Below are 25145 nucleotides of genomic sequence, written 5' to 3'. Positions count from 1 at the left end.
TACCTCCATTTCCGGGGTCCGGTCGCGCGCAACGTTAAGGCGAGCGCGGGGCCCCGTTTTTTCGTTGATAGGGCATCAAGGGCATGATCGCGGCATGGCGCAAGTCTGACGTAACGGTGCTCACACCCATGTGAGAGCGCATTTCGCGGGCCTCCGGGAAATCTTTTTGAAACTTGCGCGAGGCCCTTTTTTTTCGCAACGAACGCCAAGCCCCGTTGCCCGCACCCAAGCTTCCCCGCACCGTTTCCCTTCGAATCCCTGCGCCCGCGATGCATCCACTCGCGCGCCCCTGTGCGTATGTATTTTGACACACTCGAAAGTTGTTCCGCGTGCCCCCTCCGAAAGACCCACTATTGACCAGCTTCGCCCCTCCGCTAGCTACCCTTGGCGTTACAGCCGCGACAGAACGGACTCCGAATGGCCGAACCCGAACAAGCATCCCCGCTTTCGCCCACCCGCCGCTGGGCCGCCGCAGCCGTATTGCTGCTGGCGAACTTCATGAACCTGATCGACATCACGATCGTCAACGTCGCCCTGCCGTCGATGAAGGAAGAGTTGTCGGCCCCGCCGAACCTGATCGAGTGGATCGTCGCGGGCTATACCTTCTCCTTCGCGATCCTGTTGCTGCCGGCGGGACGGATGGGCGACTTGCTGGGACGGCGCAAGCTGTTCGTCTCGGGCATCGCGCTGTTCACTACCGCCTCGCTGATATGCGGCATCGCCCCGGGCATCGGCACGCTGGTCACCGCACGCATCGCGCAGGGCGTCGGTGCCGCGATCATGACGCCGCAGACGCTGGCGCTGGTGCCGCGCTTGTTCCCGCCAGAGCAGCGCGGCGCTGCCTTCGGCCTATTCGCGCTGACCGCCGGGCTGGCCTCGGTGGCAGGGCCGATCATGGGTGGGTTCCTGCTCACCGCCGATATCTACGGGCTCGGCTGGCGTCCGATCTTCCTCGTGAACATTCCCCTCGGCATCGCCACCTTCATCGCCGCGCTGATGCTGGTGCCCAAGGGACAGGGCAACCGCAAGCTGGGCATCGACAAGGTGGGCATCGCGATCGCCGCCGTGGCGATGCTGGCGCTGCTGTTCCCGCTGGTCGAGGCGCCGTCGATCGGCTGGCAGGGATGGATGTATCCAATGATGCTCGCGGCCCCGGTCCTTGGCTGGATCTTCATCCGCTGGCAACGTCATCAGGAAGAGCGCAAAGCCCCGCAGCTTCTGCCGATGCGCCTGCTGCGTTCCGGCTCGTTCCTGTCGGGCAGCCTTCTGAACGCGGCGCTATTCACTGCGGTACCGAGCTATTTCTTCACCATCGCCCTCTACCTGCAGGCGGGCTACGGGCTCACCCCGCTGCAATCGGGCCTGACGACGACGCCCTTCCCGGTCGGCGTCCTGCTTGCTTCGGCCACGACCGGCTGGTTCGGCGACCGCTGGATACGCTGGCGCGTGACCGGAGGCGGCATGCTGCTCGCGACGGGCTTTGCGGGCCAGCTATGGGCGATCTGGTCGATGGGCGACGCGATCAGCTGGTGGCGAATGGCACCTTGGTTCTTCCTTGGCGGCTTCGGGATGGGCAACACGGTGTCGCCGCTGTTCCAGGTCGCGCTCTCGTCGGCGGACAGCAATGACAGCGGCTCGGCCTCGGGTGCGGTGCAGGCGCTCCGTCAGGTCGGAATCTCCTTCGGGATCGCGATCATGGGCGGGATTTTTTTCGGCATGTTGGGCGGCGCGGATCAGGGCGATCACGAGGCCTATCGCAGCGCGATGATGTCGGCGATCGGCTACGCGCTCGTTGTAGCGACGGGGGTGATCCTCACACCGTGGTTCACGCCGATGAAGCTGGAGCGCGCCAAGGACTGACGCCTCCGCCCCCTCGCGCGATGACACGATCGTGCGCGCCAGCCCTACCCTGCGACGCTCGCCGCGAGCGCGGCGCGCCCCATCTACCCGGACCAGAGGGGCCGTCCGAACCGGGCCCCCGACAGATGCGAAAGGAGCGATCCATGCGTTACAGACCTCTCGGCCCCAGCGGCCTCCTCGTCTCGGAACTTTGCCTCGGCACGATGACCTTCGGCGGGTCGGAGGGCATGTGGGGCCAGATCGGCCAGCTGCGGCAGGATGACGCCGACGGGCTGGTGAAGACCGCGATCGACGCGGGCATCAACTTCATCGACACCGCGAATGTCTATGCCGGTGGCGAGAGCGAGCGCATCCTCGGCCAGAGCCTGCGCAATCTCGGTATCGCCCGCGACGAGGTGGTCATCGCGACCAAGGTGCTCGGCCCGATGGGCGAAGGCATCAACCAGCGCGGTGCGTCGCGCTATCACATCATGGAGCAGTGCAAGCAGAGCCTGGAGCGGCTGCAGCTCGACCATATCGACCTCTATCAGATCCACGGCTTCGACCCGATGACGCCGATCTCGGAAACGCTGGAGGCGCTGACTACGCTCGTTCAGCACGGCCATATCCGCTATATCGGCCTGTCGAATTGGGCCGCGTGGCAGGTGATGAAGGCGATCGGCATCGCCGAGGCCCGCAAGCTCGCCCCGATCCTGTCGCTGCAAGCCTATTACACGATCGCCGGGCGCGATCTGGAACGCGAAGTGGTGCCGATGCTGCGCGACACCGGCATGGGCCTGATGGTCTGGAGCCCGCTCGCAGGCGGTCTGCTGTCCGGCAAATACGACCGCGACGGCAAGGGCTCCGACGGGCGCCGCGCCAATTTCGACTTCCCGCCGGTCGAAAAGGACCGCGCATTCGACCTGATCGACGCGATGCGCCCGATGGCGGAGAAGCGCGATGCGAGCGTGGCGCAGATCGCGCTGGCATGGCTTCTGCATCAGGAAGTGGTCACCAGCGTCATCGTCGGTGCAAAGCGCGAGGACCAACTGACCGACAACATCGCCGCGACGAAGATCAGGCTCGACGCGGACGAGTTGGAGAGCCTCGACAAGCTCAGCGCCCTGCCCGCGGAATATCCCGGCTGGATGCTGGAGCGTCAGGGCGAATACCGTCAGCGCTGAAATAGGGGCGCACATCTCTCACGACACCGCGGTGGGCGGGGCGACGAAATCGCTCCGCCCGCTTTTTCGTGCTGCTGCATCCTCTCGCATGCTGGCCACCAAAGCGGCAGAGGCCCCCGTGCCAAGCGCGTTCCTGCGCCCGGGGCTCAAATCAGTTCAATTTTCATGGACCTCAAAAGACACACCGCGCGTTGGGCGATAAAGCACCTACCAAGGAGAGTTCCGTTGGCACATTCCCGCTCAGCGTCACGGCCACGCAGCATCCTGACTGTTTTGGGGGCGCTCGTCGGCGCCGCCATCGCGATCTGGAATTACGTCACCCCCATGACCGGCGTGACCGGCACGTTCGGCGCAGGGCTGGTGATCGCCTCCTCCGTTTTGATCGCTCTCGCAGGGATCGCGATCCAGATGACAGAGCCGGGCGGAATCCGCACGACATTGCGCGTCCTCGTGGCGCTCGGCCTGATCGGCACCGCTGCAGCTGGCTATTTCCTGCATGAATGGTGGCTGATCGCGGCGATGGGCGTCGTGCTGATCGGCCTCATTTACGACATCGCCTCGAGCCGGGGCGCGCGTTCGAAAGGAGCTTACGCATGAACCGCAAGACCGTCTCGCTCGCCTTCGCCCTCGCCTTCTTTGCGGCCGCCGGGTACGCGCAGGACACGACCGCGACCGACAGCACCGCAACAGATACGACGACCCAACCCGCAGCCGACAGCGGCACGACCGATACCGGCACCACGTCGGGCACGGATACGGCAACCACGGATGCAGGCACGCAATCGGACACGTCCGGCACGGGCGCCGGTACGAACTCGAGCACCGACGCCGGCACGAACACCGATACGGGCGCTACCGCAGACAGCGGTTCCACGGAGACGGGTTCCACGGGCACCCAATCCGACACCCAAACCAATCAGAACCAGCAGACCAACGACCCTGCCGCCAACGAGTCCACGCCTTCCGGCCCCGAGGCCAGCGCGGATCAGGCCAAACCGGTGGCGGATAGCGTCGCCCAGCCGATGCTCGCCAGCGGCACGCGCGAGCGCAACAGCAAACCGCTGGTGCCCGAGAAGCCCGTCTGGAACAGCTTCCACGGCCAGCTCTCCGCACAGAAATATTCGCCGCTGACCCAGATCAATCCCGACAACGTGGGCGATCTGGAGAAGGTCTGGCAGGTCCATACCGGCGACGTCTCAGATGGCTCGGGCGACAAGCCCGCGACCGTTTGGTCGGCCACGCCGATCTTCGCCAATGATACGCTCTATATCGGCACGCCCTTCTACCGCGTGCTGGCGCTCGACCCGGCCACGGGCGAGCAGAAATGGGCCTTCGACACGAAATCCAAGCTTGAGGCGCTGACCCAGCCCGCGCTGAAGAACCGCGGCGTCGCCTATTGGCAGGCCGAGAACCCGGTCGCGGGCAAGGTCTGTCAGAAAATCGTCTATATCGGCACGATGGACGCGCGGCTCTTCGCGCTCGACGCCGATACCGGCAAGCCCTGCCCCGATTTCGGCAAGGACGGCGTGCTGGACGTGAACCAGTGGAACACGGTCAACGACCGCTTCCCGCTTTCGGTTCTGCAGCCGCCGACGGTTGCGGGCAATCACCTGATCCTCGGCTGGGCCGGTCAGGACTGGGAATGGGCCGAAGCTCCTCCCGGTGCGGTCTTCTCGGTAGATGCGCAGACCGGCAAACTGCAATGGTCCTTCGAGACCCTGCCCGAGAACATCCGCCGCAAGACCGGCACCGCGAATGTCTGGACCGCGATGTCCGTCGATCCGGGTCTGAACATGGTCTACCTCCCGGTGGCCTCGCCCTCGCCGAACTATTGGGGCGGCAACCGAACGCAGCAAATCCCCTACGCAACCTCGACCACCGCGCTCGATCTCGATACCGGCAAGGTCGTCTGGTCGCGCCAATGGGTCCACCACGACATCTGGGACTATGACATCAACTCCGCGCCGACGCTGATGGACATCACCGTCGACGGCAAGGAAATCCCGGCGCTGATGCAGGGCACCAAGATGGGCTTCCTGTTCGTCGTGAACCGCGAGACCGGCGAAGATGTCTGGCCGATCGAGGAACGTCCCGTCCCTCAAGGCGACGGCACGGTGAAAGGTGAGGTCTATGCGAAGACCCAGCCCTTCCCGACCAAACCGGCGCCGCTTCTCGACCAGTCGAAAAAGCCGGAGGTCTGGGGGATTGCCGATCTAGTTTCCGGCGGCGCCTGCTCGAAGCTGTTCGACAACCTCACCTACAAGGGGATGTACACACCCCCGACCACCACCGGCGAAGGCACGCTGGCCTATCCCGACAGTGCGGGCGGCGTGCAGTGGGGCGGCGTGGCCTTCGATCCGAACGCTCAGATCGCGGTCGTGAACACCTCGCATATCGTGCAGTACATCAAACTGTGGGAGCGCCAGAACTACGAGAAGAACGCCAGCGGCTCGGGCAACGAAGCGGGCTTCTACCCGCAGAAAGGCGCGCCCTACGGCATGAGCCTCGGCAACGCGCTGAACTGGCTCGGGATGCCGTGCTGGAAACCGCCCTTCGGCGAGCTGGTCGCGATCGACATGCACACCGGCGACGTCAAGTGGCGCAAGCCGCTGGGCAGCTCGCAGAAATACGGGTTCTTCATGCCCGAGAGCATGGGTTCGCCCACGATCGGCGGTCCGGCGGTGACCAAGTCGGGGCTGATCTTCATCGGCGCGACGATGGATGCCAAGGCGCGCGCCTACGACATCCAGACCGGCAAGGAGTTGTGGTCCTCGCAGTTGTCGGCCCCGGTCGTCGCGAACCCGGCGATCTACGAGTACAAGGGGCGAGAATACGTGGCCTTCATCTCGGGCGGCAACTCGATCCTGAAGCCCGCCGTGGGTGATCTGGTGGCCGTCTACGCGCTGCCGCAGAACTGATCGCGGCGCAAAACACAGGGCGGGCGGCGCGGCACGGACCTCGCCCCCGCCCAAGACGCGAACCGCGTCCGCAAAGCCCTCACCGCAACGTGAGGGCTTTATCTCAGGAACCTGTGCCGCGCGCGCGGTGTTCCACATTCAGCTGGTTTGAGCGCCTGCCTCCCCAGATGGCTGCGCCAAGCCCGAATTCCGGACAAGGGGGACCCCATGAAGGTTTCATTTCACGTCAATGGCGAGGCGCGCGCGCTCGACCTCGATCCACGCGTGACGCTGCTCGACGCGCTGCGCGATCATCTACAACTCACCGGCTCGAAGAAGGGCTGCGATCATGGCCAGTGCGGCGCCTGTACGGTGCTCGTCGATGGCCGCCGGGTGAATTCCTGCCTGAGCCTCGCAGTGATGCATGAAGGCTCCGAGATCACGACGATCGAAGGGCTCGGCACGCCCGAGAACCTCAACCCGCTGCAGCAGGAATTCGTTTCCTGCGACGGCTACCAGTGCGGCTATTGCACACCGGGTCAGATCATGTCCGCGACGGGCATGCTGGCCGAGGCCAGGGAAGGCGCTCCCAGCCATGTCAGCGACAGCCTCACCGGAAAATCGGAGCTGACCGATGCCGAGATCGCAGAACGCATGAGCGGCAACCTGTGCCGCTGCTCGGCCTACCCCTTCATCCGCGAGGCCATCTCGCGTGTCGCCGAAGCGGAGGAGAAATAATGAGACCATTCGATTATCTTCGCGCGAACGCGCTGGACGAGGCGGCCTCCAAGGCGGGTGAGGGCGCGCAGTTCATCGCGGGCGGCACCAACCTGCTGGACCTGATGAAGCTGCAGGTGATGACCCCCGAGACGGTTATCGACATCAACCATATCGACGGGCTGGACAAGATCGAGCCGCATGAGGGCGGGCTGAAGATCGGCACGTTGGTGCGCAATGCCGACCTTGCGGCCGATCCGCAGGTGCGCCGCGCCTATCCGGTGCTGTCGCGCGCGCTGCTCGCCGGCGCTTCGGGACAGATTCGCAACAAGGCGACCACGGGCGGCAACTTGCTGCAACGCACCCGTTGCCCCTATTTCTATGATCCCGCAATGGCCTGCAACAAGCGCGACCCCGGTGCGGGCTGCGCCGCGAAGGGCGGCGTCAGCCGCATGCTCGCGATCCTGGGCACCTCGGCCGCCTGTCGCGCAGCCCACCCCTCCGATATGGCGGTGGCGATGCGCGCGCTCGATGCGCAGGTGGAAATCCGCGGCACCGATGGAGCGACCCGCACCGTGGCGCTGGACGAGCTTTATCAGCTGCCCGGCGAAACCCCGGAGATCGAGACCTGCCTCGAGCCGGGCGAGATCATCACCGCAGTGATCCTCCCTGCCCCGCAGCCGAACGCGACGCAAAGCTATCGCAAGATCCGCGACCGCGCCTCTTACGCATTCGCGCTCGTCTCGGTCGCCGCCGTGGTCGAAATGGACGGCGAGACGATCAAGACCGCCTCGATCGCTTTCGGCGGCATCGGCGCGCGCCCCTGGGCGGATGCGCAAGTCAACGCGATGCTCGAAGGCGAGACCCCCTCGGAGGAGCTGTTCGGCAGGGCCGCCGACGTGCTGCTGGCCGACGCTGTCACCGACGAGGGCAACGATTTCAAACGCGAGATGACCCGCCGCGCATTGGTCGCGGTGATGCGCGAGGCGACGGGCATGGCCCCGGCCTCGACCGGAACGGACAAGGTGGAGGCGCTGGCATGAGCGACACGTTCACGATGGATGAAGCGCAGCCGCGGCTGCTGGACGAAACCAATCAGGGTCTGGTCGGCGCCCCGCTCGATCGTCCCGAGGGCAAGCTGAAAGTCACCGGCACCGCGCCCTATGCCGCCGAATTCGCGCTTGAAGGCATGGTCCACGGCGTGATGCTGCGCGCGACAATCACGCGTGGCAAGGTCACCGGCTTCGACGAGAGCGAAGCGAAGAAACTGCCCGGATATGTCGGGCTGTTCCACGGGCCGAAATTCGTGCGCAACCCGGCGCAGGGCATGGCGGGTGCGTCGCCCGTACAGCCCGGAGACCGCATTGATTATCACGGCCAGCCGATCGGCCTCGTGGTCGCGGAAAGCTTCGAGACCGCGCGCGATGCCGCCGCCCGGATCAAGATCAGCTACGAACAGAACCCCGGCGCACCGGTCGACCCGGCCGGGGTGGATCTCGAACTGAACGAGGGCCGCGAAAGCATCCAGGGCGACCTCGACGCCGCGATGGAGAAGGCCGCGCAGTCGGTGGATATCGAATACACCACCGCTGGTCACGTCTCGGCGGCGATGGAGCCGCATGCCGGTATCGCCGAGTGGAAGGACGGTCGCCTTGTTCTACATGGGTCGCTGCAGATGGTGCGATTCAACAAGGAGGAGCTGGCCGATGCGATTGGCGTCGAGTCGGACAAGGTGCATATCCTCGCGCCCTATGTGGGCGGCGGGTTCGGCTCCAAGCTGGGTATTTCTTCGGAACATATCGCGGCGGCGCTGGCCTCGCGCGAGCTCGAACGCCCGGTGCGGATCGTGCTGAGCCGTCAGACCGTTTTCGACGCCGTGCTGCGCCGCACCGAGACGTGGCAGCGTCTTCGTCTCGCCGCCGACGAGAGCGGCAAGCTGACCGGGATCGGTCACGAGGATCGAGTCTCCAATCTCGAAGAGGAAGCCTTCTCCGAACCGGTGAATGCCGCGAGCCGCTTCATGTATGCCGCGCCCAACCGGGTGATGCGTCAGCATATCTCTCGCAATCACCGCACGCCCTCGGGCTCGGTCCGCGCACCCGGTGAAGCGGTCGGCACCTTCGCAATGGAGACTGCGATGGACGAACTCGCGGAGAAGCTGGGTATCTGCCCGGTGGAACTGCGGCTGCGCAACATACCCGAAAAGCATCCCGAAACCGGTCAGGCCTATTCGGCCCGCGCGCTGGAGGAAAGCCTGCGCGAAGGCGCGAAGCGCTTCGGCTGGGACCAGCGCCCCAAGACAGGGACGCGCCGCGAAGGCGAATGGCTGATCGGCATGGGCGTTGCGGGCGCCGGGCGGTCGAACTTCCTCGTGCCCTCTGCGGCGCGCGTCACGCTCAGCGCGGACGGTGCATTGGTCGAGACCGACATGACCGATATCGGTACCGGTAGCTACGCCATCCTCGGCCAGATCGCGGGCGAGATGCTTGGCCTGCCGATCGATAAGGTCTCCGTGCATCTGGCCGATAGCGACCTGCCGGGCGCGTCGGGCTCGGGCGGCTCCTTCGGGGCGTCGTCGTCTGGGTCTTCAGTCTTCCTCGCCGCGCGCAAGATCCGCGAACAGCTTGCCGACAAGCTCGGCTGCCGGATCAAGGATCTGAAGCTCGGCAACGGCGAGGTCTCCGGCGACGGCAAGAGCGCGAAGCTGGTCGATCTGCTCAGCGATCCGATCAGCGCCGAAGGCAGGATCGAGGGCGGCAAAACCGCCGAGACCCACTTCTCGGCAGGGTATGGCGCGCATTTCGTTGAAGTCGCCGTGAACGAGGTGTCGGGCGAGGTGCGGGTGCGTCGGATGCTCGGCGTTCTCGGGATCGGTCGCGTGCTGAACGAGAAGACCGCGCGCAGCCAGGCCGTCGGTGGCATGGTCTGGGGCGTGGGCGCGGCATTGCTCGAAGAGCTTGGTCACGATCCGCGCACCGGCCATATTGTCACCCGGGATCTGGCCAATTACCATGTCGCCTCGCATGCGGATATTCCGCGCGACATCGAAGTGGTCTTCCTGCCCGAACGCGACGACGAGGCCAACCCGATCCAGTCGAAGGGCGTCGGCGAGCTCGGGATCTCGGGCTCCGGCGCCGCGGTGATCAACGCGATCCACAACGCGACGGGCATTCGGCTGCATCACTATCCGGCCACGCCGGACAAGGTTCTCAAGGGGTTTGCTGATGGACGGTAGTCCGCTCCGCGCGCGCGCACATACTGAAACCCGGCTCGGCATGGCGGAGATACCGCTGCCCGCGCCGGGACGGTTGGCGGCGCTGGCCATTCTGACGCGGATCGAGGGGGCGGGTTACCGCCCCCTCGGTGCGGCTATGAGCCTCGACGATCGCGGCGACATCCGGGGCCATCTCTCGGCGGGCTGCATCGATGCCGATATTGAGCTGCATCTGAAAAAGGTCGCACAGGACGGCTGCCCGCGGCACTTGCGCTACGGCGAAGGCTCGCCCTTCATCGACCTCGTGCTGCCCTGCGGCGGCGCGCTCGACATCGCCGTGATCCCTGCCCCGCCGGTCTCCGCTCAAGAGCGGATGGCCAAGGCGGTCGCTGCCCGCATGCCGTTTTCGCTACACCTGTCGGGCGCGCAGGGCGTTCTGACGCTCGCGCCGCAGCCCGAGACCGATCTGAGCCTGCATCTCGTGCCCGAGCCGCGTTTCGTGGTCTTCGGCACGGGGATCGAAGCCGAGACTTTTGCCCAGCTCGCGGCGGGGGCGGGCTATCAGGCCGATCTCGTCATGCCCGAACCGGTGACCCTGCCCGGCGTGACGAGCCACGAATTCCGGCGCAGCAACCCGCTTGGCGAGATCGCGCCCGATCCACGCATGGCGGCGCTGTTGTTCTTCCACGATCACGACCGGGAAATCCCGATCCTCGCGCAGCTTCTGGAAAGCGACGCGTTCTTCATCGGCGCGCAGGGAAGCCGCCGAACGGCACGTCAGCGCGCGGTGGCGCTGCGCCGCAAAGGGCTCTCGGAAGCCGCGATCTCTCGGCTGCGCGGTCCGGTGGGCCTCATCGAACAGGCGCGCGAGCCGCGGCTGTTGGCGGTCTCCGTGCTGGCCGAAGTGCTGCAACTCGCGCGGGTCTGAAGCTTGGCGCGCAAGATCATGGGCGTGGTTCTTGCGGCGGGCGCGTCGCGGCGCTTCGGTGCCCGTGACAAGCTGGCCGCGCGTTCCGGCGGAGAGGCCGCGCTCGTGCTGCGTGCCGCGAAGACGCTGCGGGGCCTTGGCCTCCCCCGACGTGCCGGGATCACCCGCGGCCACCGGCTTCCGAAGGAGCTACGCGGCGCGGGCCTCGACCTTCTCTGCATCGGTCCGGGCCGCGCCCAGAGCGCGAGCTTGCATCGCGCGATCCGCGCCGCGCACGCCAGCGGGGCCAGCCATCTCCTGATCGTCCTTGGCGACATGCCCAATGTCTCGCGGGCGCATCTGCGCCAGCTTCTCGCGACACCCGGACCGCATCCGGGGATGGCCACCTCCGAGGGCCGCCTCGCACCGCCCGCGCTGATCCCGCGCAGGCTGTTCGGCGCGGCTTTGCGGCTGACAGGCGACCGCGGCGCCGGGGCGTTGCTGCGCCGCGCCCCCGACCTGCGACGGATTTCGCTGCCGCCCGGAACGCTGCACGATATCGACCGCCCCGATGACTTGCGCGAAGCCCCGCGATAGGCGCGACACGCGGGGAACTGCGCCGAGACCCCCGGCGTTCTCGCCCCATGAAAGATCTGCCCGATCTCGTCTATTATCCCGATGACCGACCAGGCATCACGCGCCGGCGCTGCGGGCGCGGGTTCACCTATACCGCCCCGGATGGCACGACCATCGCGCGCGGTGCCGAGCGTAGGAGGATCGAGGCGCTGGCGGTGCCCCCTGCCTACGAGGACGTCTGGATTTCACCACGTCCGAACGGGCATCTGCAGGCGACGGGGCGCGACGCGCGGGCGCGCAAGCAATACCGCTACCACCCTGACTGGACCGAGTTTCGCGCGCAGCGCAAATTCGGCCGGCTCGCGGAATTCGGCACCGTGCTGCCACGCCTGCGTCGCGCGATCCTGAACGACCTGCGCGGCCATGATCCGGGCGACCGGGCCTTCGCGCTGGCCGCGGTTCTGGCGCTGCTCGACCGGACTGCGATCCGCGTCGGCAATGCCGATTACGCCCGCGAGAACCGCAGTTTCGGTGCGACGACATTGCGTGGCGCACATATGACGCTCGACGGGGACACGCTGCATTTCTCCTTCACCGGCAAGGGTGGCGCGCAGGTCGAAAGCGAGCTCCGCGACAAGACGCTGGAACGCGCCCTGACGCGACTCGACGATTTGCCGGGCGCCGAGCTGATCACGTGGCTGGACGAGGCGGGAGAGCCCCACTCGGTGCGCTCCGAGGAGGTGAACGCCTTCCTCACTGATCGCACCGGGGCCGAAGGGCTGACGGCGAAGACCTTCCGGACGTGGAACGGATCGGCGGCGGCGCTCGAGGCGGCGATGCGGCAGGCGGATGACGGGCGCGTGACGATCAAGGCGATGGCGGAGGCTGCCGCCGCGCGCCTTCACAACACGCCGGCGATCGCGCGCAATTCCTATATCCACCCCGAGGTAATTGCTCTGAGCGAGGCCGAGCCGGAGACGCTCACCAGCCTCGCTCAGGACGCTCCGGCGGTAGACGGGCTGCGCCGCGCCGAGGCGCAGTTACTCCATCTTCTCGACGGCTGACCGCTTCGAACGCCCGCGATCACGCACAATCACGAATCCGCGCAAAATTGCGAGCCGCGCGTGATCCGATGCCGCGCATCTCCCGTATCTCTCACATGATCCAACATCGGATCTGCCAACGATCCAACCAAGGGAGAAAGAGAATGCTGAGAAGAACCTTCATGGCCGCTGTCCTCGCCGGAACGGCGCTCGTTTCCGCCCCCGCCCATGCCGACAATCATGGCGGAATGGATATCGTCGACACCGCCGTGAACGCAGGCAGCTTCGAGACGCTCGTGGCCGCCGTGCAGGCTGCGGGTCTCGTCGACACGCTCAAGGGCGATGGCCCCTTCACCGTCTTCGCGCCCACGGATGAGGCCTTCGCCGCGTTGCCCGAAGGCACCGTCGATGACCTGCTCAAGCCCGAGAACAAGGACAAGCTGACCTCGATCCTGACTTATCACGTCGTGCCCGGAAAGGTAATGTCCGGCGATCTGAGCGACGGGATGATGGCCGCGACGGTGCAGGGCTCGGAAGTCACGATCAAGAGCGACCCCGCGGTCATGGTCGACGACGCCAGCGTCACGCAGGCGGATGTCGAAGCCAGCAACGGCGTGATCCACGTGATCGACAAGGTGATCATGCCCAAGTGACGGGCTTCAGGCAAAGCCCCGAGCATTAGGGAGGCCTGTCGAGGGTCCGCTTTTCGACAAGCCGATTCCGGGCCGTTCGCGCAGCTTCATGCGCGAGCGGCTTGTTCTTTGACCGAGCGCTCGGCCCCGGACAGAACCCGTTCAGGCATGTGCGCTCAGGATCGAGCCGCTCCCGCCAGGATCGCCGCCACCGGCGACCAGGTCGCTTTCCGCGGGCAGATCGTCGGCGTGAATGACCGGCGCTCCGGTGATACGCGACAGGTTCTGCGCGATTGCTTCGATTGCGACATGGCACGCGTGATCGCCATCGTGCTTGGGCACGAAGATGCGCGTCAAACCATGCGCCTGCATGATGTAGGACAGCACATGCGCGATCGAGCCATGCTCTTCCGGATCGGAGAGCGCCTCGTCTTTATAGGTCAGGAAGGATGCGCAGATCGGCGTCGCGCCACAAGCGCCGAGCTGGGCGATCAGCGCCCCGCGCCCACCGCCTTCTTGCGACAGGCAAACGATGTGAGAGCGGTCATCCTTCAGTGCCTCGATGAACGCGCCGTGGCACTCGAGATCGCAATTCCCGGGGTGAAGCATCAGGACGAGCGCGCCCTCCTCCGACGCGGTCGTCTCCAGATTTCGTGACATCATGGTCATATCAGACCTCCTCCTTTGAAATAGAGCGGCGCGCGCCCGGGTCGAATTCCCGGCCTTCTTCTTCGTCCCGAAGCCATTCGGCGGCGCGCCCGGTAATGCGCAACGCGGGTGTGCAGGCGGCGAGCCGATTGAGGAAGCTGCGCGCCCAGATCCGCGTATCGGTCGCCTCGACTACCTTCAGGCAGGCGGTATGGCGCGCCTGACGCTCCTCGAGCGGCATCGTGAGCGCCCGGCGGATCGCGGCCGCCGTCTCGTCGACGTCATGCGGGTTGACCAGCAGGGCCTCGGTCATGTCCTCTGCGGCGCCCGCGAAGCGCGACAGCACCAACACGCCCGGATCTTCCGGGTCCTGTGCCGCGACATATTCCTTCGCCACGAGGTTCATCCCGTCCGCAAGCGGCGTGACGAGCGCGGCCCGTGCGCCGCGCAGCAACCCCGCGATCTCGTCGCGCGGCACGGGGCGGTGCAGGAAACGGATCGGCGCCCAATGGACCTCGCCGAAGCGCCCGTTCACCTGCCCCGCGATCTGCTGCAGGTCGGTGGTGATCTCCTGATAGGCCCGCACGCTTTCGCGCGACGGCGGCGCGATCTGCACCAGCGAGGCGCGCGGCCCCGTGTCGTAGCTTTCGAGGTAGCGTTCGAACGCGCGGAAGCGTTGCGGCAGCCCCTTGGAGTAGTCGAGCCGGTCGACGCCGATGACATAGGCGTCTCCGAACAATTCGTGCGCGGGCGGCGGCGCGCAGTCCTGCGCCGCCCGGGCGAAACTCTCAGCCGAGATACCGATCGGAAAGGACCGGACGGATACCTCCTGCGCGCCGAATTTGATCGCACCGTCGGGCAACATTTCTGCCCTCGGATCAGCGCGGAACATCTCGAGACAGCGCGCCACGTCGGCCCGCGTCTGCAACCCGACGAGATCGTAATGCGCCAGCCAGCGCGCGAAGGCGGGCGGATCGGGCAACACGTCGAGATCGGTGATGTTGGGGAAAGGGATGTGAAGGAAAAAGCCGATGCGATTGGTTACGCCGAGGCTGCGCAGCTCCTCGGCCAACGGGAAGAAATGGTAGTCGTGAATCCAGATGTGATCTTCGGGCGAGATCACCTCGACCATCTGCTGCGCGATGCGGCGGTTCACCCGCAGGTAGCCCTCGTCGAAGCTGCGATTGATCTCGACCAGATCGGTGCGGTGATGCGCGATCGGCCAGAGCACGGAATTGGCGAAGCCGAGGTAATAAGCCTCGCGGTCTTCTTCGGTCAGACGGAACGCGAGCTTGTCGTATTGGGTGCCCCCCATATCGATGAGGGCGGGCTCTTCGGACCCGATCTCGGGATGCGCGCCGATCCAGATGCCGCCCTTTTCGCGCAGCGCCTCGTGGAGCGCCACCACGAGCCCACCCGAGGGCGTCGCCTCGGAGGGAATGCGGTTGGACACGACGATGAGACGGGCGGGCATGACTGAAAAAACCTCCGGATTGAACGAATGGTGACGGCTGTCACGTCTGAAATATTCGTCCGCTCAACGCCCCCTTGAAGCGCGCAGTTCCGCCCGATGGCGGAGCGTCGGCAAAAAAGTTTAGGCGATTAACATAAGACATTCCGAACTTTTTGTTCGGGTACATTTTTTCATATCTTTTCATCTTGTTCCGAGAAGTCCGGGAAAAACAGCTTGCTTCGCGCGCGTACGAGGGGACGCCAAAGCGGGATGACAATTCACTTCCGCAGTGTCGCGCGCACGGAACCTCGACGGAGGCGACTGGTTGGCTTTTCAACAAGCGAAACCTGCCACGGAGAGCGACATGTCACACCCGGCTCAACCCCGCACCGAAGACGCGCGTCCGGCGCCGCGGGGGCTGCGCGCATGGGTCACGCGCGAGCGGATCGCCCTCTGGCTGCCGATCGCGATTTTCCTTCTGCTGGTCCTGATCGCTTCCCATATCCTGCTGCTGATCTTCGCCGGGCTGCTCATCGCGGTTTTTCTGCGCATGGGCGGGAACGCGATCGCGCGCAGGCTCCGTATTGGCGAAGGCTGGGGGCTCCTGATCTACGCGCTGCTGCTGATCGGGCTTGGGGTGCTGTTCTTCGTATATGCAGCGCAGGGGCTGTCAGACCAGCTCGACCAGTTGCTGAGCGCCCTGCCCGAGGCACGAAAGCAGGCACAGCAATTCATCGACTCGCATGGCTGGCTGCATTCCTTCACGCGCTCGATCGATCTGGGCGCGATGGCGCCGTCCGGCGAAGGAGCCGCGACGACCGTGATGGTGTCGATTGGCATGCTCGGGAACGCGTTGCTGATAACCTTCATCGGTGTCTACGGCGCGGTGGAGCCGCAGCTGTATCGGCGCGGGATCGCCGCGCTCTTTCCGGCCTCTGACCGCGACTGGATCGTCGCGAGTTTCGCGACCGGCTGGGCGGCCCTGTCTGGCTGGCTCTTCGCGCAGATGATTTCGATGACGGTGATCGGCGTGCTGACCTTCATCGGCCTTTGGGCGCTGAACGTGCCGCTGGCCGCGATCCTCGCGATCCTCGCAGGGCTTCTGACCTTCATTCCCAATATCGGCCCGGTCCTGTCAGCGATCCCCGCCATGGCGATGGGTCTGACGGTGAGTCCGATCACGATGCTTTGGGTCGTGCTGCTCTATCTCGGCGTTCAGGCGCTCGAGAGCAATGTCGTCACACCGCAGATCCAGGAGAGGGCGATGTCGCTGCCGCCGGCGCTGGTGATCGCGTTCCAACTGCTGATGGGCAGCTTCTTCGGCATTCTCGGGCTCGCGCTCGCGACGCCTCTGCTCGCGGTCCTGATGCTGATGACGCGGCGCCATTACCTGCCGCTCGTCAGGCCCGAGACCGCCTGACCACCTTTCCTTTCCATCCTTCCGGAGCTTTCGTTGACCACTTTCCTCATCCTCCTCGGCGCCGCCCTCGTCGCGATTTCACTTTGGGACATCCTTCTGTGCGCGTTGGGCGCAGGACAGTCCGGGGCGCTCTCGCGTGCCGTCGCGCGGTTCGGCTTCGCGCGGATGCGCACGATCGGTCACACGTGGATCGCGCATCGGATTTGCGGACCGGTGACGATGGCGTGGCTGGGCGCGGTCTGGATCGCTGCGGTCGCCTTTGGCTGGAGCCTGATCTTCTTCGCAGCGAGCCGATCGCTCGAAACGACAAAGGGCCTGCCTGCGGCGAGCTTCGCCGACAGCCTCTCCTACGCCGGGCACCTTCTTTCGACGCTGGGCGGCGGCTACGCCAACCCCGCGGGCACCGGCTGGTCGCTGATCTCGGTCATCACCGGGGTGACGGGAATGCTGGTGCTTACGCTGGCGGTGAGCTTTGTCTTCTCCACCACGCAGGCGGCAGCGCAGGGCCGCGCGGTGATGGCGCTGGCTGAGGTATTTCCCCCGGGCTCCGACGAGTTCACCGGGCAGTTCCTGCCGCAATTTTCCAGCTACGTCGCACAGGTGAAATCCATTCCCTTCGCCCTTTTCTACAGCACCGCGCGGCCGCAGAGGAGACTGCCGCGCGGGATCTACCGCCTCTGGAGAGACGCACGCCTGACAGAGACACAGCGCCGCGCGCTCCGGATCATCCTGCATGAAATCCCCGGGCTGGAGGAGGTCGCACCCGAGCGGTTCGACGGCGCGCTTCTCGACTGGGCGATGCGCCACGACCTGTGCCCGAACGAGATGAGGCGCAGCCAATGACACACAGCCTCGCAGGACCAAGAAACGCGCATAACGTGGAGCGGCCCGCATGGTTCCGTGAAAAAAACGTGTTGGGCAGCCGAACTTGTCCGACGAGGAGGTCGGTCTACCGTTTCCGCACACCCCCTTGTGCACGCGAGTTTGCCATGTCCCTTGCCGCATCGATCCGCAGAGCCCCCCTCCTTTCCGGAGCGGTCTTGGCCGTCTGGATGGGCTGGGGCTGGACCGGCGCGGGAGAGGCGCGAGCAGAGAGTTTTCTCGACCCGGCCGGGCCGATCGCCTCCGCTCAGGTTACTCATTTGAAGATCATCCTGATCCTCATGGCGATCGTCGTGATTCCGGTTTTCGCGGCGACCCCTTGGTTGATCCGGCGATACCGCTACGGACGCTCGAAGGGCGAATACCGCCCCGACTGGTCGTTCGCCACGGTGTTCGAAATTCTGGCCTGGGGCGTGCCGATCCTGGTCGTACTGATGCTTGCCGTTTATCTGTGGCAGCGGACCCACACGCTCGATCCTTACAACCCGGTGGCGGGCAAGGCAGGCAAGCCGCTGGTCGTCGATGTGGTCGCCTACGACTGGAAATGGCTATTCCTCTATCCCGAAGAAGGCGTGGCGAGCGTGGGCGAGCTGGCCTTCCCTGCCTCGCGCCCGCTCGAGCTGCATCTGACCTCCGACACGGTGATGCAGAGCTTCATGATCCCGCGGCTGGGCAGCCAGATCTACGCGATGAAAGGGATGCAGACGAAGCTGCATCTGGCCGCCGACGGCCCCGGCACCTTCGAGGGCCGCAACACGCAGTTTAACGGCGAAGGGTTCTACACGCAGAATTTCAAGGCGAGCGCCATGAACGACGAGGTATTCGCGCGCTGGGTGAAGGCGGCGAAGGCGCGCGGCCTGCCTCTCGACGACAAGGCACGCGCAGCGCTGGAGGAAAAAAGCAACAAGGTCGAACTGGCCCGCGCGCTCGACCAGCCTACCGAGCAGCCGATCCTGTTCTCGACCGCGCCGAGCGGAATGTTCGACGAGATCGCCGGCCTGAAGGAGACGCAACAATGAACACATGGAGCAGCATCTGGGGTTTCCCCTTCGGACGCCTGACGCTGGACGCGCTGCCGGTCACCGAGATCGTGCGCGCCGATGGCAGGACCGAGTTGCTCTCCGGCATCACTGGCACTGCCGCTGCGGGCATGGCGGTGCTGGGCTTCGTCGTCGTGGTTTTCTTGATCACGGTGAAAGGATGGTGGCGACCGCTCTGGAGCGAGTGGCTGACTTCGGTCGATCACAAGAAGATCGGCATCATGTATATCGTCTTCTCCTTCGTGATGCTGGCGCGGGCGCTGGCCGAAGCCTTCGTGATGCGCAGCCAGCAGGTGGTGGGCCATGACGGCGGTGGGATCGTGATGCCCGACCATTTCGCGCAGCTCTTCACCACCCATGGCACGATCATGATCTTCTTCATGGCGATGCCCTTCCTGACCGGCATGATCAATTTCGTGATGCCGTTGCAGATCGGCGCGCGCGATGTGGCCTTCCCGGTGCTGAACTCGGTCTCGCTGATGCTGACGATCGCGGGTGGCCTGATCCTGATGATCTCGCTGGTGCTCGAGCCCTTCTCGACCGGCGGCTGGTCCGGTTACCCGCCCTATACGGAAGCCGCCTACAACCCCGGCGCGGGGCCGGATTACTGGATCTGGGCGGTGACGCTGTCGTCGATCGGGTCGACTTTCACGGGGCTGAATTTCGCCGTGACGATCTACAAGAAGCGCTGCCCCGGCATGAAGCTTATGCGGATGCCGCTGTTCACCTGGACGTCGCTCTGCACCTCGATCCTGATGATCTTCGCGATGCCGCCGCTGACCATCGCGACGGCGCTGCTCGCGCTGGATCGCTACATGGGCTTCCACTTCTTTACCAATGGGGGTGGCGGCAACATGATGAACTACGCCAACCTGTTCTGGCTGTTCGGCCATCCGGAGGTCTATATCCTCATCCTGCCCGCGTTCGGCGTCTGGTCGGAGGTATTCTCGACCTTCTCGGGCAAGACGCTCTACGGCTACACCGCGCTGGTGATCGCGACGATGGCAATCGCGGTGCTGAGCTTCACCGTTTGGGTCCACCATTTCTTCACGATGGGCCAGAGCGCCAATCTGAATGCCGCCTTCGGCATTGCCACGATGACGATCGGGGTGCCCACAGGGGTCAAGATCTACGACTGGATGCTGACGATGTTTCGCGGGCGGGTGCGCATCTCGGTGCCGATGCTTTACGCCATCGCCTTCCTGTTCCTGTTCACCATCGGCGGGCTGTCGGGCATCATTCTGGCGAACCCGTCGGTCGACTACCAGGTCCACAACACGCTGTTCCTCGTGGCGCATTTCCACAACATGCTGATCCCCGGACTGCTTTACGGAATGATCGCGGGCTACACGATGTGGTTTCCCAAGGCCTTCGGGTTCCGGCTCGACGAGAAATGGGGCTACCGCGCCGCGTGGTGCTGGATACTCGGCTTCATGGGGGCGTTCTTCCCGCTCTACGTACTGGGGCTGATGGGAATGCCGCGGCGGATGTCGGGCTATTTCTCCGGACAGTGGCTGCCATGGACGATCATCGCGTTGGGCGGCGCGGTCCTGATCCTCGCCGGTTTCCTCGCGCTGATCGTGCAACTCTGGGTTTCGGTGCGCGATCGCAAGCGGCTGGCCGTGCCGGTAGGCGATCCGTGGGACGGGCGCTCGCTCGAATGGGGCATCCCCGCCCCCGCGCCGGAATGGAACTTCCCCGCCCTGCCCCGTGTCGAAGGCCGCGACGCCTTTGCGACGCTGAAAGTCTCGGGTCATGATCTCGGCCCGCCCGAGGACGGGTTCGAGGATATCTGGCTGCCGAAGAACGCCGCGTTCGGCCCGGTGATCGGGGCGCTCGGCACGGCGCTGGCCTTCACGCTGACATGGTACATGTGGTGGGCGGTTCTGCCGCTTGCGGCGCTGGTGCCGCTGGTGATCATCGCTCAGGGCTTCCGGCGCGACACCGAGAAGCGCGTCCCTGCCGAGGAAGTCCGCAAGGAATGGCGCGCCTTCCGCGAACTGGCCGCACGCACGCGGCGCGTGCCCCGCACGTCCGAATACACCCGCGACAACCGCGGCCACGCCATACCGATGTCGCAGGAGGCCACGCGATGAGCCAGACCACCCGTCATCCCGGCCTCAACCTCGGTTCCAAGCACCAGAGCGCCGACGACCAAGCCGAAACCGAAGTCTTCGGCTTCTGGGTCTTCATGATGTCCGATGCGATCCTGTTCGGCCTGCTGATGGCGACCTATGTGGTGATGCGGCCCAACACGAATGGCGGCCCCGGCCCGCAGGAACTGTTCGAGCTGAAGTCGATCTTCATCGAGACGATGCTGCTGCTGACGTCATCGGTCGCGATTGGCTTTTCTCATCTCGCACTCAAGCACGAGCCGCGCCCGGTGAAGATGGTGCTGTGGTTGCTGATCGCGATGGCGCTCGCGCTGACCTTCGTGGGCTTCGAAATCCACGACTTCCTGAAGATGTTCTCGGAAGGCGGCACACCTCAGCGCAGCGGATTCCTGTCGTCCTTCTTCGCGCTGGTGCCGCTGCATGGGCTGCACGTCACGTTCTCCTGCCTCTGGGCCGTCGCGATCCTGGGGCAGATGCTCGTTTACGGTCTGGACGACCGGGTGAAGCTGTCGATGGTGCGCCTCGCCGTGCTCTGGCACTTCCTCGACATCGTCTGGATCGGAATTTTCTCCATCGTCTATATCGGGGGGCTGGCATGAGCGAACATGACGAAAGACGCCAAGAGGCCCGCAGCTACCTGATCGGCTATGCGCTCGCGCTGGCGCTGACACTGCCGATCTTCGCACTGGTGGCGTGGGATCTGCTGCCGAAAGTGGCGATCTGGTGGACAACCGCCGTGGCCGCGATCGTGCAGATCGTGGTCCATTTCCGCTTCTTCCTGCATATTCGCCTGAAGGGGCAGAAGCAGGAAGACCTGCATCTGATCCTGTTCACCACGCTGATCTTGCTGCTGATGGGCGGCGGGACGCTGTGGCTGCTGTGGAACCTGCACGCGCGGATGATCTGAGCCGATCAGGCCCCGAAGCGGCCGATCTCGAAGCCAGCCTCGGTCAGGTGCCCGCGCAGTGCCCGCGCCATCGCCAGCGCCTCTGCCCCGTCGCCGTGCAGGCAGACCGTGTCGATCTTGCAGGGGATTTCCTTGCCCGAGGCGGTCACGATCGCGCCTTTGCGCAGCATCTCCTCGATCCGCGCGCCGACCTCTCCGGCGTCATGCAGCACCGCACCGGGCTTCGATCGCGCCATCAGCGAAGCGTCGTCCTCGTAGGCGCGATCGGCGAAAATCTCGCCCGCCCAATTGGCCTCCAACTCGCGCGCAACCTGCTCCATCGGGGTCTGCGGCAGAACGACGAGGATGATGTCGGGCTGCACTTTCAGGGCGGCGGAATAGCAGGCCCGCGCGATCTCGATATCCTCCGAGGCCATGTTCGACAGCGCCCCGTGCAGCTTGAAATGCCGCACCGCGCCACCCGCCGCGCGGGCCATCGCCTGCGCGGCGCCCAGTTGATAAGTGACCAGATTCGTCAGCTCCTCGGCGCTGAGCTTGATCCGCCGACGGCCGAAGCCCTGCAGATCGGCAAAGCCCGGATGCGCGCCGATACCGACATCGTTGGCCACAGCTGCGCGCATCGTCTGCGCCATCACATCCGGGTCGCCCGCGTGGAAACCGCAGGCGACATTGGCGGAGGTAATGACCTCCATGAGCGCGGCGTCGTTGCCCATGATCCACGGGCCGAAGCTTTCTCCGATATCGGCGTTCAGGTCGATCTTAGCCATTTTCTTCCTCCAATTCGCGCCCTGCCGTCACGCCGCTGATCAATTGGTAGCTGAGCAGGTCATGAATGTCGTGCGGATCGCGGATCAACGGGCGCAGCTTGGCCCGCTGTGCCTGAAGCTGCGCCTCCCAGCGCAAGACCAAGGCGTCGGCCTCGTCCAGCGTCACCGCTTTGAACCGCAGGTTCGTCCCCGGCGCGGCTTGGGCGATGCGCGGCAGATCGCAGGGCAGCACGGTGCCGATCCGAGGGTAGCCGCCGATGGTCTGGCATTCGGCGAGAAGCACATAGGGCGTGCCCGCGCCCGTCATCTGAATATCGCCCTCGAAGATCACGTCCGAGGCGAGCCCCTTGGCCTTGTCCGAGGTCAGCGCAGGCGCATCGCTCTCGAGCGCCACGCCCTGACGGTTGCCCTGCCGCGCGCGGGTGAATTCGGTCGTGGTGAGCCGCGCGAAAGTGGCCTCGTCGAACAGGCCCGTTTGCGGCCCCGGGATGATCCGCAGCGTGCCCCCCGAGAAACGGTCGTCCTGTGTGAGAACCATCGCGGGCGCGTCGGGCTCGGGGTCCGTGCCAAGCGGCAGGCGCGCGCCCGCTTCCAGCGCCGATCCGATCCCGGCGGCGAGATGCGCCGAGCGGCTGCCCAGCACTTCGGCCGTCTCGATCCCGCCCGCGAAGGTGAGGTAGCCGAACATGCCTGCACGTGCGGCACCGATCGACAGCACCTCGCCTGGTTCCATTCTGTGGCTCGCGCCCCAGCGCAAATTCCTCCCGTCCAGCTCCGCCTGCATCGGCGCACCCGTCAGGGCGATCCGCGTCGGAGCCGTGACCTCGAACCGCCCGCCGCTCACCGCCATTTCCAACGCGGGAAGCGGTTTGCGCGACCCCAGAAGCGCCGCCGCCTCGACCAATGCGAGCGGATCGACCGCGCCACCGCGCGAGATGCCTTGCGCCATGCGACCGGGGCGGCCCATGTCCTGCACGCTCACGCTTGGCCCGACGCTCCGCAGGATCAGCGACCCGCCGCTCATGACCGCACCTCGCAACGCGCGCCGCCCATCGGATCGCCCGCTTTCAAAAGCGCGTCCATCTCGGTGCCGGAGACCGGCGCGAGGCGAACCTCGTCGCCCGCATGCAGCGGCACGGGGTCGGTTTGGTCGGGGCGGAACACATCGAAGGCCGTCCGCGCGATCTGATGCCAGCCAGTGGGCGAGGCATTCGCGAACAGCACCAATTGGCGCACCGCCACGCAGAGCGCGCCTTTCGGCACGCGCGGGTTCAGCTCGGACCGGCGCGCGAGATTCCAATGCTCGGGCAGCAGACCGAGATAGGGTTGACCGGGCGCGAAGCCGATGGCGAGGACGCTCAGCTGGGTCGCCGTGATCTCGTCGATGGCCGCTTGCGGAGAAAGCCCCGCAAGCTTCGCCGCCTCTTCCAGATCGGGACCGTGTTCGCCGCCGAACGCCACGGGCAAATGCCAGACGCGCTGCGCGGGATGCGGCGCCGCACTCAGCCAATCGGCCTCGGACAGCAGGGTCTCCAGCCGCTCGGCCATCTCGGCCCGCGTTACCGCCTCCGGATCGAAACGCAGCAGAACCGACACGAGGCTGGGGACGACCTCGCGCAAACCGGCCAGATCGCTCTCCGTCACGCGCTGATGAAAGCTCTGCGCCGCCGCAATCGCGTTGGGCTCTGCGACCAGCGCGAACCGCACCAGAAGCCCGTCTCCGCCAGCCGGCAAAATCTGCGGGCTATGCGCTTGGGCCGTTCCGGGCCGCAATGCTTCTTCGAGCATCATGTCAGGGCATCTCCACTGGCTCAGACCGCGATTTTGAAACTTATCGTTGACTTTGATTTCATTTTACAGACAATTTGTCAACGTTATGAAAAAGAGGCGGACACGAATTCCGCCGCGACCCGACAGGAGAGAGATATGATCAGATTTGCTGCAAGCTTCGCGGTTGCGCTGGGACTGGGCACAGCCGCTCAGGCGCAGACCTGGGACATGCCGACGCCCTATGGCGACACCACCTTCCACACCGTGAATATCCGCGACTTCGCCGAGGACGTGTCGAAAGCGACCGACGGCAAGCTGGAGATCAAGGTGCATTCGGCGGGTTCGCTCTTCCCGCATTCCGAGATCAAGAACGCCGTGCGCTCGGGTCAGGTGCCGATCGGAGAGTTCTTCCTCTCGACGCTCTCGAACGAAGATCTGGCTTTTGGCGTCGACAGCCAGCCTTTCCTCGCCACCAGCTACGATCAGGCCGAAAAGCTTTGGGAGGCGCAGAAGCCCGTCATCACCAAGCTTCTCGACAAGCAAGGGCTGATGCCGCTGTTCTCGGTGCCGTGGCCGGCGCAGGGGCTCTATACCAATGGCGAGATCAAATCCGTGGACGACCTCGCAGGGCTGCGCTTCCGCGCTTATAACCCGGCGCTGGAAGAATTTGCGACGCTCGCCAAGGCCGCGCCCGTGCAGGTCGAAGCGGTCGACATTCCGCAGGCCTTCTCGACGGGTCAGCTGCAAGCGATGATCACCTCGCCCTCGACCGGCGCGAATTCCAAGGCGTGGGACTTCGTCGACACCTACACCAAGATCGACGCCTGGCTGCCCAAGAACATCGTCGTGGTGAACAAGCGCGCCTTCGACCGTCTGAGCGAAGACGAACAGAAGGCCGTGATGGATGCCGCCGCCACCGCGCAGACCCGCGGTTGGGAGATGTCGAAGAAAGAGGCCGCCGAGAAGACCGCCGAGATGAAGGATAACGGCATGGCGATCGTCGATCCGAGCCCCGAATTGGAGCAGGGTCTAAAGAAGATCGGCGACGAGATGCTGGCCAACTGGAAAGAAAAGGCCAGCCCCGACGCGCTTGAGGTGCTCAAGGCCTATCAGGGCAACTGAGCCCGCTCGATCC

Annotated in this window: 23 protein-coding genes; 18 read left to right on the top strand and 5 right to left on the bottom strand. The window is 65.3% G+C overall.

Going from position 1 to position 25145, the window contains the following annotated elements:
* Positions 1 to 417: 417 nt before the first annotated feature.
* From B6V72_RS07265 to B6V72_RS07215, 11 genes are all read left to right on the top strand, one after another.
* A complete protein-coding gene (locus B6V72_RS07265; protein ID WP_075776289.1) occupies positions 418 to 1860 on the top strand; it encodes an MFS transporter in 1443 nt (480 codons plus the stop codon).
* Between the two features lie 143 nt (positions 1861 to 2003).
* The gene (locus B6V72_RS07260) at positions 2004 to 3023 is read left to right on the top strand and encodes an aldo/keto reductase (protein WP_088735231.1); all 1020 of its coding nucleotides are present in this window, start codon (positions 2004 to 2006) and stop codon (positions 3021 to 3023) included.
* A 225-nt stretch (positions 3024 to 3248) separates the two neighbouring features.
* Positions 3249 to 3620, top strand: a complete 372-nt coding sequence (locus B6V72_RS07255) for a hypothetical protein (RefSeq protein ID WP_075776291.1) — start codon at positions 3249 to 3251, stop codon at positions 3618 to 3620.
* The gene (locus tag B6V72_RS07250; RefSeq protein WP_088735230.1) at positions 3617 to 5941 is read left to right on the top strand and encodes a pyrroloquinoline quinone-dependent dehydrogenase; all 2325 of its coding nucleotides are present in this window, start codon (positions 3617 to 3619) and stop codon (positions 5939 to 5941) included. The genes B6V72_RS07255 and B6V72_RS07250 overlap by 4 nt, the downstream gene beginning before the upstream one ends.
* Positions 5942 to 6148: 207 nt before the next feature.
* Positions 6149 to 6658, top strand: a complete 510-nt coding sequence (locus B6V72_RS07245) for a 2Fe-2S iron-sulfur cluster-binding protein (RefSeq protein WP_088721975.1) — start codon at positions 6149 to 6151, stop codon at positions 6656 to 6658.
* Positions 6658 to 7680: a xanthine dehydrogenase family protein subunit M gene (locus tag B6V72_RS07240; RefSeq protein ID WP_088735229.1), complete on the top strand. Its 1023-nt coding sequence runs from the start codon at positions 6658 to 6660 to the stop codon at positions 7678 to 7680. The genes B6V72_RS07245 and B6V72_RS07240 overlap by 1 nt, the downstream gene beginning before the upstream one ends.
* Complete coding sequence (locus tag B6V72_RS07235) at positions 7677 to 9872, top strand: xanthine dehydrogenase family protein molybdopterin-binding subunit (RefSeq protein WP_088735228.1); 2196 nt, start codon at positions 7677 to 7679, stop codon at positions 9870 to 9872. The genes B6V72_RS07240 and B6V72_RS07235 overlap by 4 nt, the downstream gene beginning before the upstream one ends.
* Positions 9862 to 10779, top strand: coding sequence for an XdhC family protein (locus tag B6V72_RS07230; RefSeq protein WP_075776295.1), 918 nt, complete (start codon positions 9862 to 9864; stop codon positions 10777 to 10779). Before B6V72_RS07235 ends, B6V72_RS07230 begins: the two co-directional genes overlap by 11 nt.
* A gap of 3 nt (positions 10780 to 10782) precedes the next feature.
* Positions 10783 to 11355 carry an NTP transferase domain-containing protein gene (locus B6V72_RS07225; RefSeq protein WP_088735227.1) on the top strand — a complete coding sequence of 191 codons (573 nt, stop codon included), beginning with the start codon at positions 10783 to 10785 and terminating at the stop codon, positions 11353 to 11355.
* Positions 11356 to 11402: 47 nt separating this feature from the next.
* A complete protein-coding gene (locus tag B6V72_RS07220) occupies positions 11403 to 12398 on the top strand; it encodes a DNA topoisomerase IB (RefSeq protein ID WP_088735226.1) in 996 nt (331 codons plus the stop codon).
* Positions 12399 to 12541: 143 nt separating this feature from the next.
* Positions 12542 to 13030 (top strand): fasciclin domain-containing protein, encoded by a 489-nt coding sequence (locus tag B6V72_RS07215; RefSeq protein WP_088735225.1) that lies wholly within the window; start codon positions 12542 to 12544, stop codon positions 13028 to 13030.
* Between the two features lie 141 nt (positions 13031 to 13171).
* On the opposite strand, the gene B6V72_RS07210 is transcribed toward B6V72_RS07215, so the two are convergent.
* Positions 13172 to 13678, bottom strand: a complete 507-nt coding sequence (locus B6V72_RS07210) for a hypothetical protein (protein WP_088719143.1) — start codon at positions 13676 to 13678, stop codon at positions 13172 to 13174.
* A gap of 1 nt (position 13679) precedes the next feature.
* Entirely contained in the window at positions 13680 to 15131 is a 1452-nt protein-coding gene (locus B6V72_RS07205; RefSeq protein WP_088735224.1) for a trehalose-6-phosphate synthase, read from the bottom strand.
* Positions 15132 to 15474: 343 nt separating this feature from the next.
* Here B6V72_RS07205 and B6V72_RS07200 point away from each other — a divergent pair, with 343 nt between their 5' ends.
* From B6V72_RS07200 to B6V72_RS07175, 6 genes are all read left to right on the top strand, one after another.
* Entirely contained in the window at positions 15475 to 16530 is a 1056-nt protein-coding gene (locus tag B6V72_RS07200) for an AI-2E family transporter (RefSeq protein ID WP_088735223.1), read from the top strand.
* A gap of 33 nt (positions 16531 to 16563) precedes the next feature.
* The gene (locus B6V72_RS07195) at positions 16564 to 17373 is read left to right on the top strand and encodes a hypothetical protein (RefSeq protein ID WP_088735222.1); all 810 of its coding nucleotides are present in this window, start codon (positions 16564 to 16566) and stop codon (positions 17371 to 17373) included.
* A gap of 197 nt (positions 17374 to 17570) precedes the next feature.
* Positions 17571 to 18431 (top strand): hypothetical protein, encoded by an 861-nt coding sequence (locus tag B6V72_RS07190; RefSeq protein ID WP_075776301.1) that lies wholly within the window; start codon positions 17571 to 17573, stop codon positions 18429 to 18431.
* Positions 18428 to 20548: a cbb3-type cytochrome c oxidase subunit I gene (locus B6V72_RS07185; protein WP_088735221.1), complete on the top strand. Its 2121-nt coding sequence runs from the start codon at positions 18428 to 18430 to the stop codon at positions 20546 to 20548. Before B6V72_RS07190 ends, B6V72_RS07185 begins: the two co-directional genes overlap by 4 nt.
* On the top strand, positions 20545 to 21165 hold the full coding sequence (locus tag B6V72_RS07180) for a cytochrome c oxidase subunit 3 (protein ID WP_075776303.1): 621 nt from the start codon (positions 20545 to 20547) through the stop codon (positions 21163 to 21165). Before B6V72_RS07185 ends, B6V72_RS07180 begins: the two co-directional genes overlap by 4 nt.
* On the top strand, positions 21162 to 21473 hold the full coding sequence (locus tag B6V72_RS07175; protein ID WP_075776304.1) for a cytochrome C oxidase subunit IV family protein: 312 nt from the start codon (positions 21162 to 21164) through the stop codon (positions 21471 to 21473). Before B6V72_RS07180 ends, B6V72_RS07175 begins: the two co-directional genes overlap by 4 nt.
* Before the next feature lie 5 nt (positions 21474 to 21478).
* Here the strand turns inward: B6V72_RS07175 and B6V72_RS07170 are convergent, their stop codons facing one another.
* From B6V72_RS07170 to B6V72_RS07160, 3 genes are read right to left on the bottom strand one after another with little or no spacing between them, the layout of a single operon-like run.
* Entirely contained in the window at positions 21479 to 22240 is a 762-nt protein-coding gene (locus B6V72_RS07170) for a 5-oxoprolinase subunit PxpA (protein ID WP_075776305.1), read from the bottom strand.
* On the bottom strand, positions 22233 to 23264 hold the full coding sequence (locus B6V72_RS07165) for an urea amidolyase (RefSeq protein ID WP_088735220.1): 1032 nt from the start codon (positions 23262 to 23264) through the stop codon (positions 22233 to 22235). The genes B6V72_RS07170 and B6V72_RS07165 overlap by 8 nt, the downstream gene beginning before the upstream one ends.
* Complete coding sequence (locus B6V72_RS07160) at positions 23261 to 24031, bottom strand: allophanate hydrolase subunit 1 (RefSeq protein ID WP_088735219.1); 771 nt, start codon at positions 24029 to 24031, stop codon at positions 23261 to 23263. Before B6V72_RS07160 ends, B6V72_RS07165 begins: the two co-directional genes overlap by 4 nt.
* Positions 24032 to 24166: 135 nt before the next feature.
* Between B6V72_RS07160 and B6V72_RS07155 the strand changes: the two genes are divergently transcribed.
* A complete protein-coding gene (locus tag B6V72_RS07155) occupies positions 24167 to 25132 on the top strand; it encodes a TRAP transporter substrate-binding protein (protein WP_088735218.1) in 966 nt (321 codons plus the stop codon).
* Positions 25133 to 25145 lie beyond the last annotated feature (13 nt).

The sequence above is a fragment of the Thioclava sp. F34-6 genome (assembly GCF_002213235.1).
GTDB classification, from domain to species: Bacteria; Pseudomonadota; Alphaproteobacteria; order Rhodobacterales; family Rhodobacteraceae; genus Thioclava; species Thioclava nitratireducens.
The sequence above is the reverse complement of the archived record's forward strand: the minus strand, read 5'-3'. Positions and strand labels throughout refer to the sequence as shown.

Excerpts from the sequence above, each read along its gene's own strand:
- B6V72_RS07220 (WP_088735226.1), top strand. The coding sequence starts at position 11,403 with ATGAAAGATCTGCCCGATCTCGTCTATTATCCCGATGACCGACCAGGC.
- B6V72_RS07185 (WP_088735221.1), top strand. The coding sequence starts at position 18,428 with ATGAACACATGGAGCAGCATCTGGGGTTTCCCCTTCGGACGCCTGACG.
- B6V72_RS07155 (WP_088735218.1), top strand. The coding sequence starts at position 24,167 with ATGATCAGATTTGCTGCAAGCTTCGCGGTTGCGCTGGGACTGGGCACA.
- B6V72_RS07160 (WP_088735219.1), bottom strand. The coding sequence starts at position 24,031 with ATGATGCTCGAAGAAGCATTGCGGCCCGGAACGGCCCAAGCGCATAGC.
- B6V72_RS07240 (WP_088735229.1), top strand. The coding sequence starts at position 6,658 with ATGAGACCATTCGATTATCTTCGCGCGAACGCGCTGGACGAGGCGGCC.
- B6V72_RS07170 (WP_075776305.1), bottom strand. The coding sequence starts at position 22,240 with ATGGCTAAGATCGACCTGAACGCCGATATCGGAGAAAGCTTCGGCCCG.
- B6V72_RS07250 (WP_088735230.1), top strand. The coding sequence starts at position 3,617 with ATGAACCGCAAGACCGTCTCGCTCGCCTTCGCCCTCGCCTTCTTTGCG.
- B6V72_RS07210 (WP_088719143.1), bottom strand. The coding sequence starts at position 13,678 with ATGACCATGATGTCACGAAATCTGGAGACGACCGCGTCGGAGGAGGGC.
- B6V72_RS07205 (WP_088735224.1), bottom strand. The coding sequence starts at position 15,131 with ATGCCCGCCCGTCTCATCGTCGTGTCCAACCGCATTCCCTCCGAGGCG.
- B6V72_RS07180 (WP_075776303.1), top strand. The coding sequence starts at position 20,545 with ATGAGCCAGACCACCCGTCATCCCGGCCTCAACCTCGGTTCCAAGCAC.
- B6V72_RS07260 (WP_088735231.1), top strand. The coding sequence starts at position 2,004 with ATGCGTTACAGACCTCTCGGCCCCAGCGGCCTCCTCGTCTCGGAACTT.
- B6V72_RS07235 (WP_088735228.1), top strand. The coding sequence starts at position 7,677 with ATGAGCGACACGTTCACGATGGATGAAGCGCAGCCGCGGCTGCTGGAC.
- B6V72_RS07165 (WP_088735220.1), bottom strand. The coding sequence starts at position 23,264 with ATGAGCGGCGGGTCGCTGATCCTGCGGAGCGTCGGGCCAAGCGTGAGC.
- B6V72_RS07245 (WP_088721975.1), top strand. The coding sequence starts at position 6,149 with ATGAAGGTTTCATTTCACGTCAATGGCGAGGCGCGCGCGCTCGACCTC.
- B6V72_RS07265 (WP_075776289.1), top strand. The coding sequence starts at position 418 with ATGGCCGAACCCGAACAAGCATCCCCGCTTTCGCCCACCCGCCGCTGG.
- B6V72_RS07175 (WP_075776304.1), top strand. The coding sequence starts at position 21,162 with ATGAGCGAACATGACGAAAGACGCCAAGAGGCCCGCAGCTACCTGATC.
- B6V72_RS07200 (WP_088735223.1), top strand. The coding sequence starts at position 15,475 with ATGTCACACCCGGCTCAACCCCGCACCGAAGACGCGCGTCCGGCGCCG.
- B6V72_RS07215 (WP_088735225.1), top strand. The coding sequence starts at position 12,542 with ATGCTGAGAAGAACCTTCATGGCCGCTGTCCTCGCCGGAACGGCGCTC.
- B6V72_RS07230 (WP_075776295.1), top strand. The coding sequence starts at position 9,862 with ATGGACGGTAGTCCGCTCCGCGCGCGCGCACATACTGAAACCCGGCTC.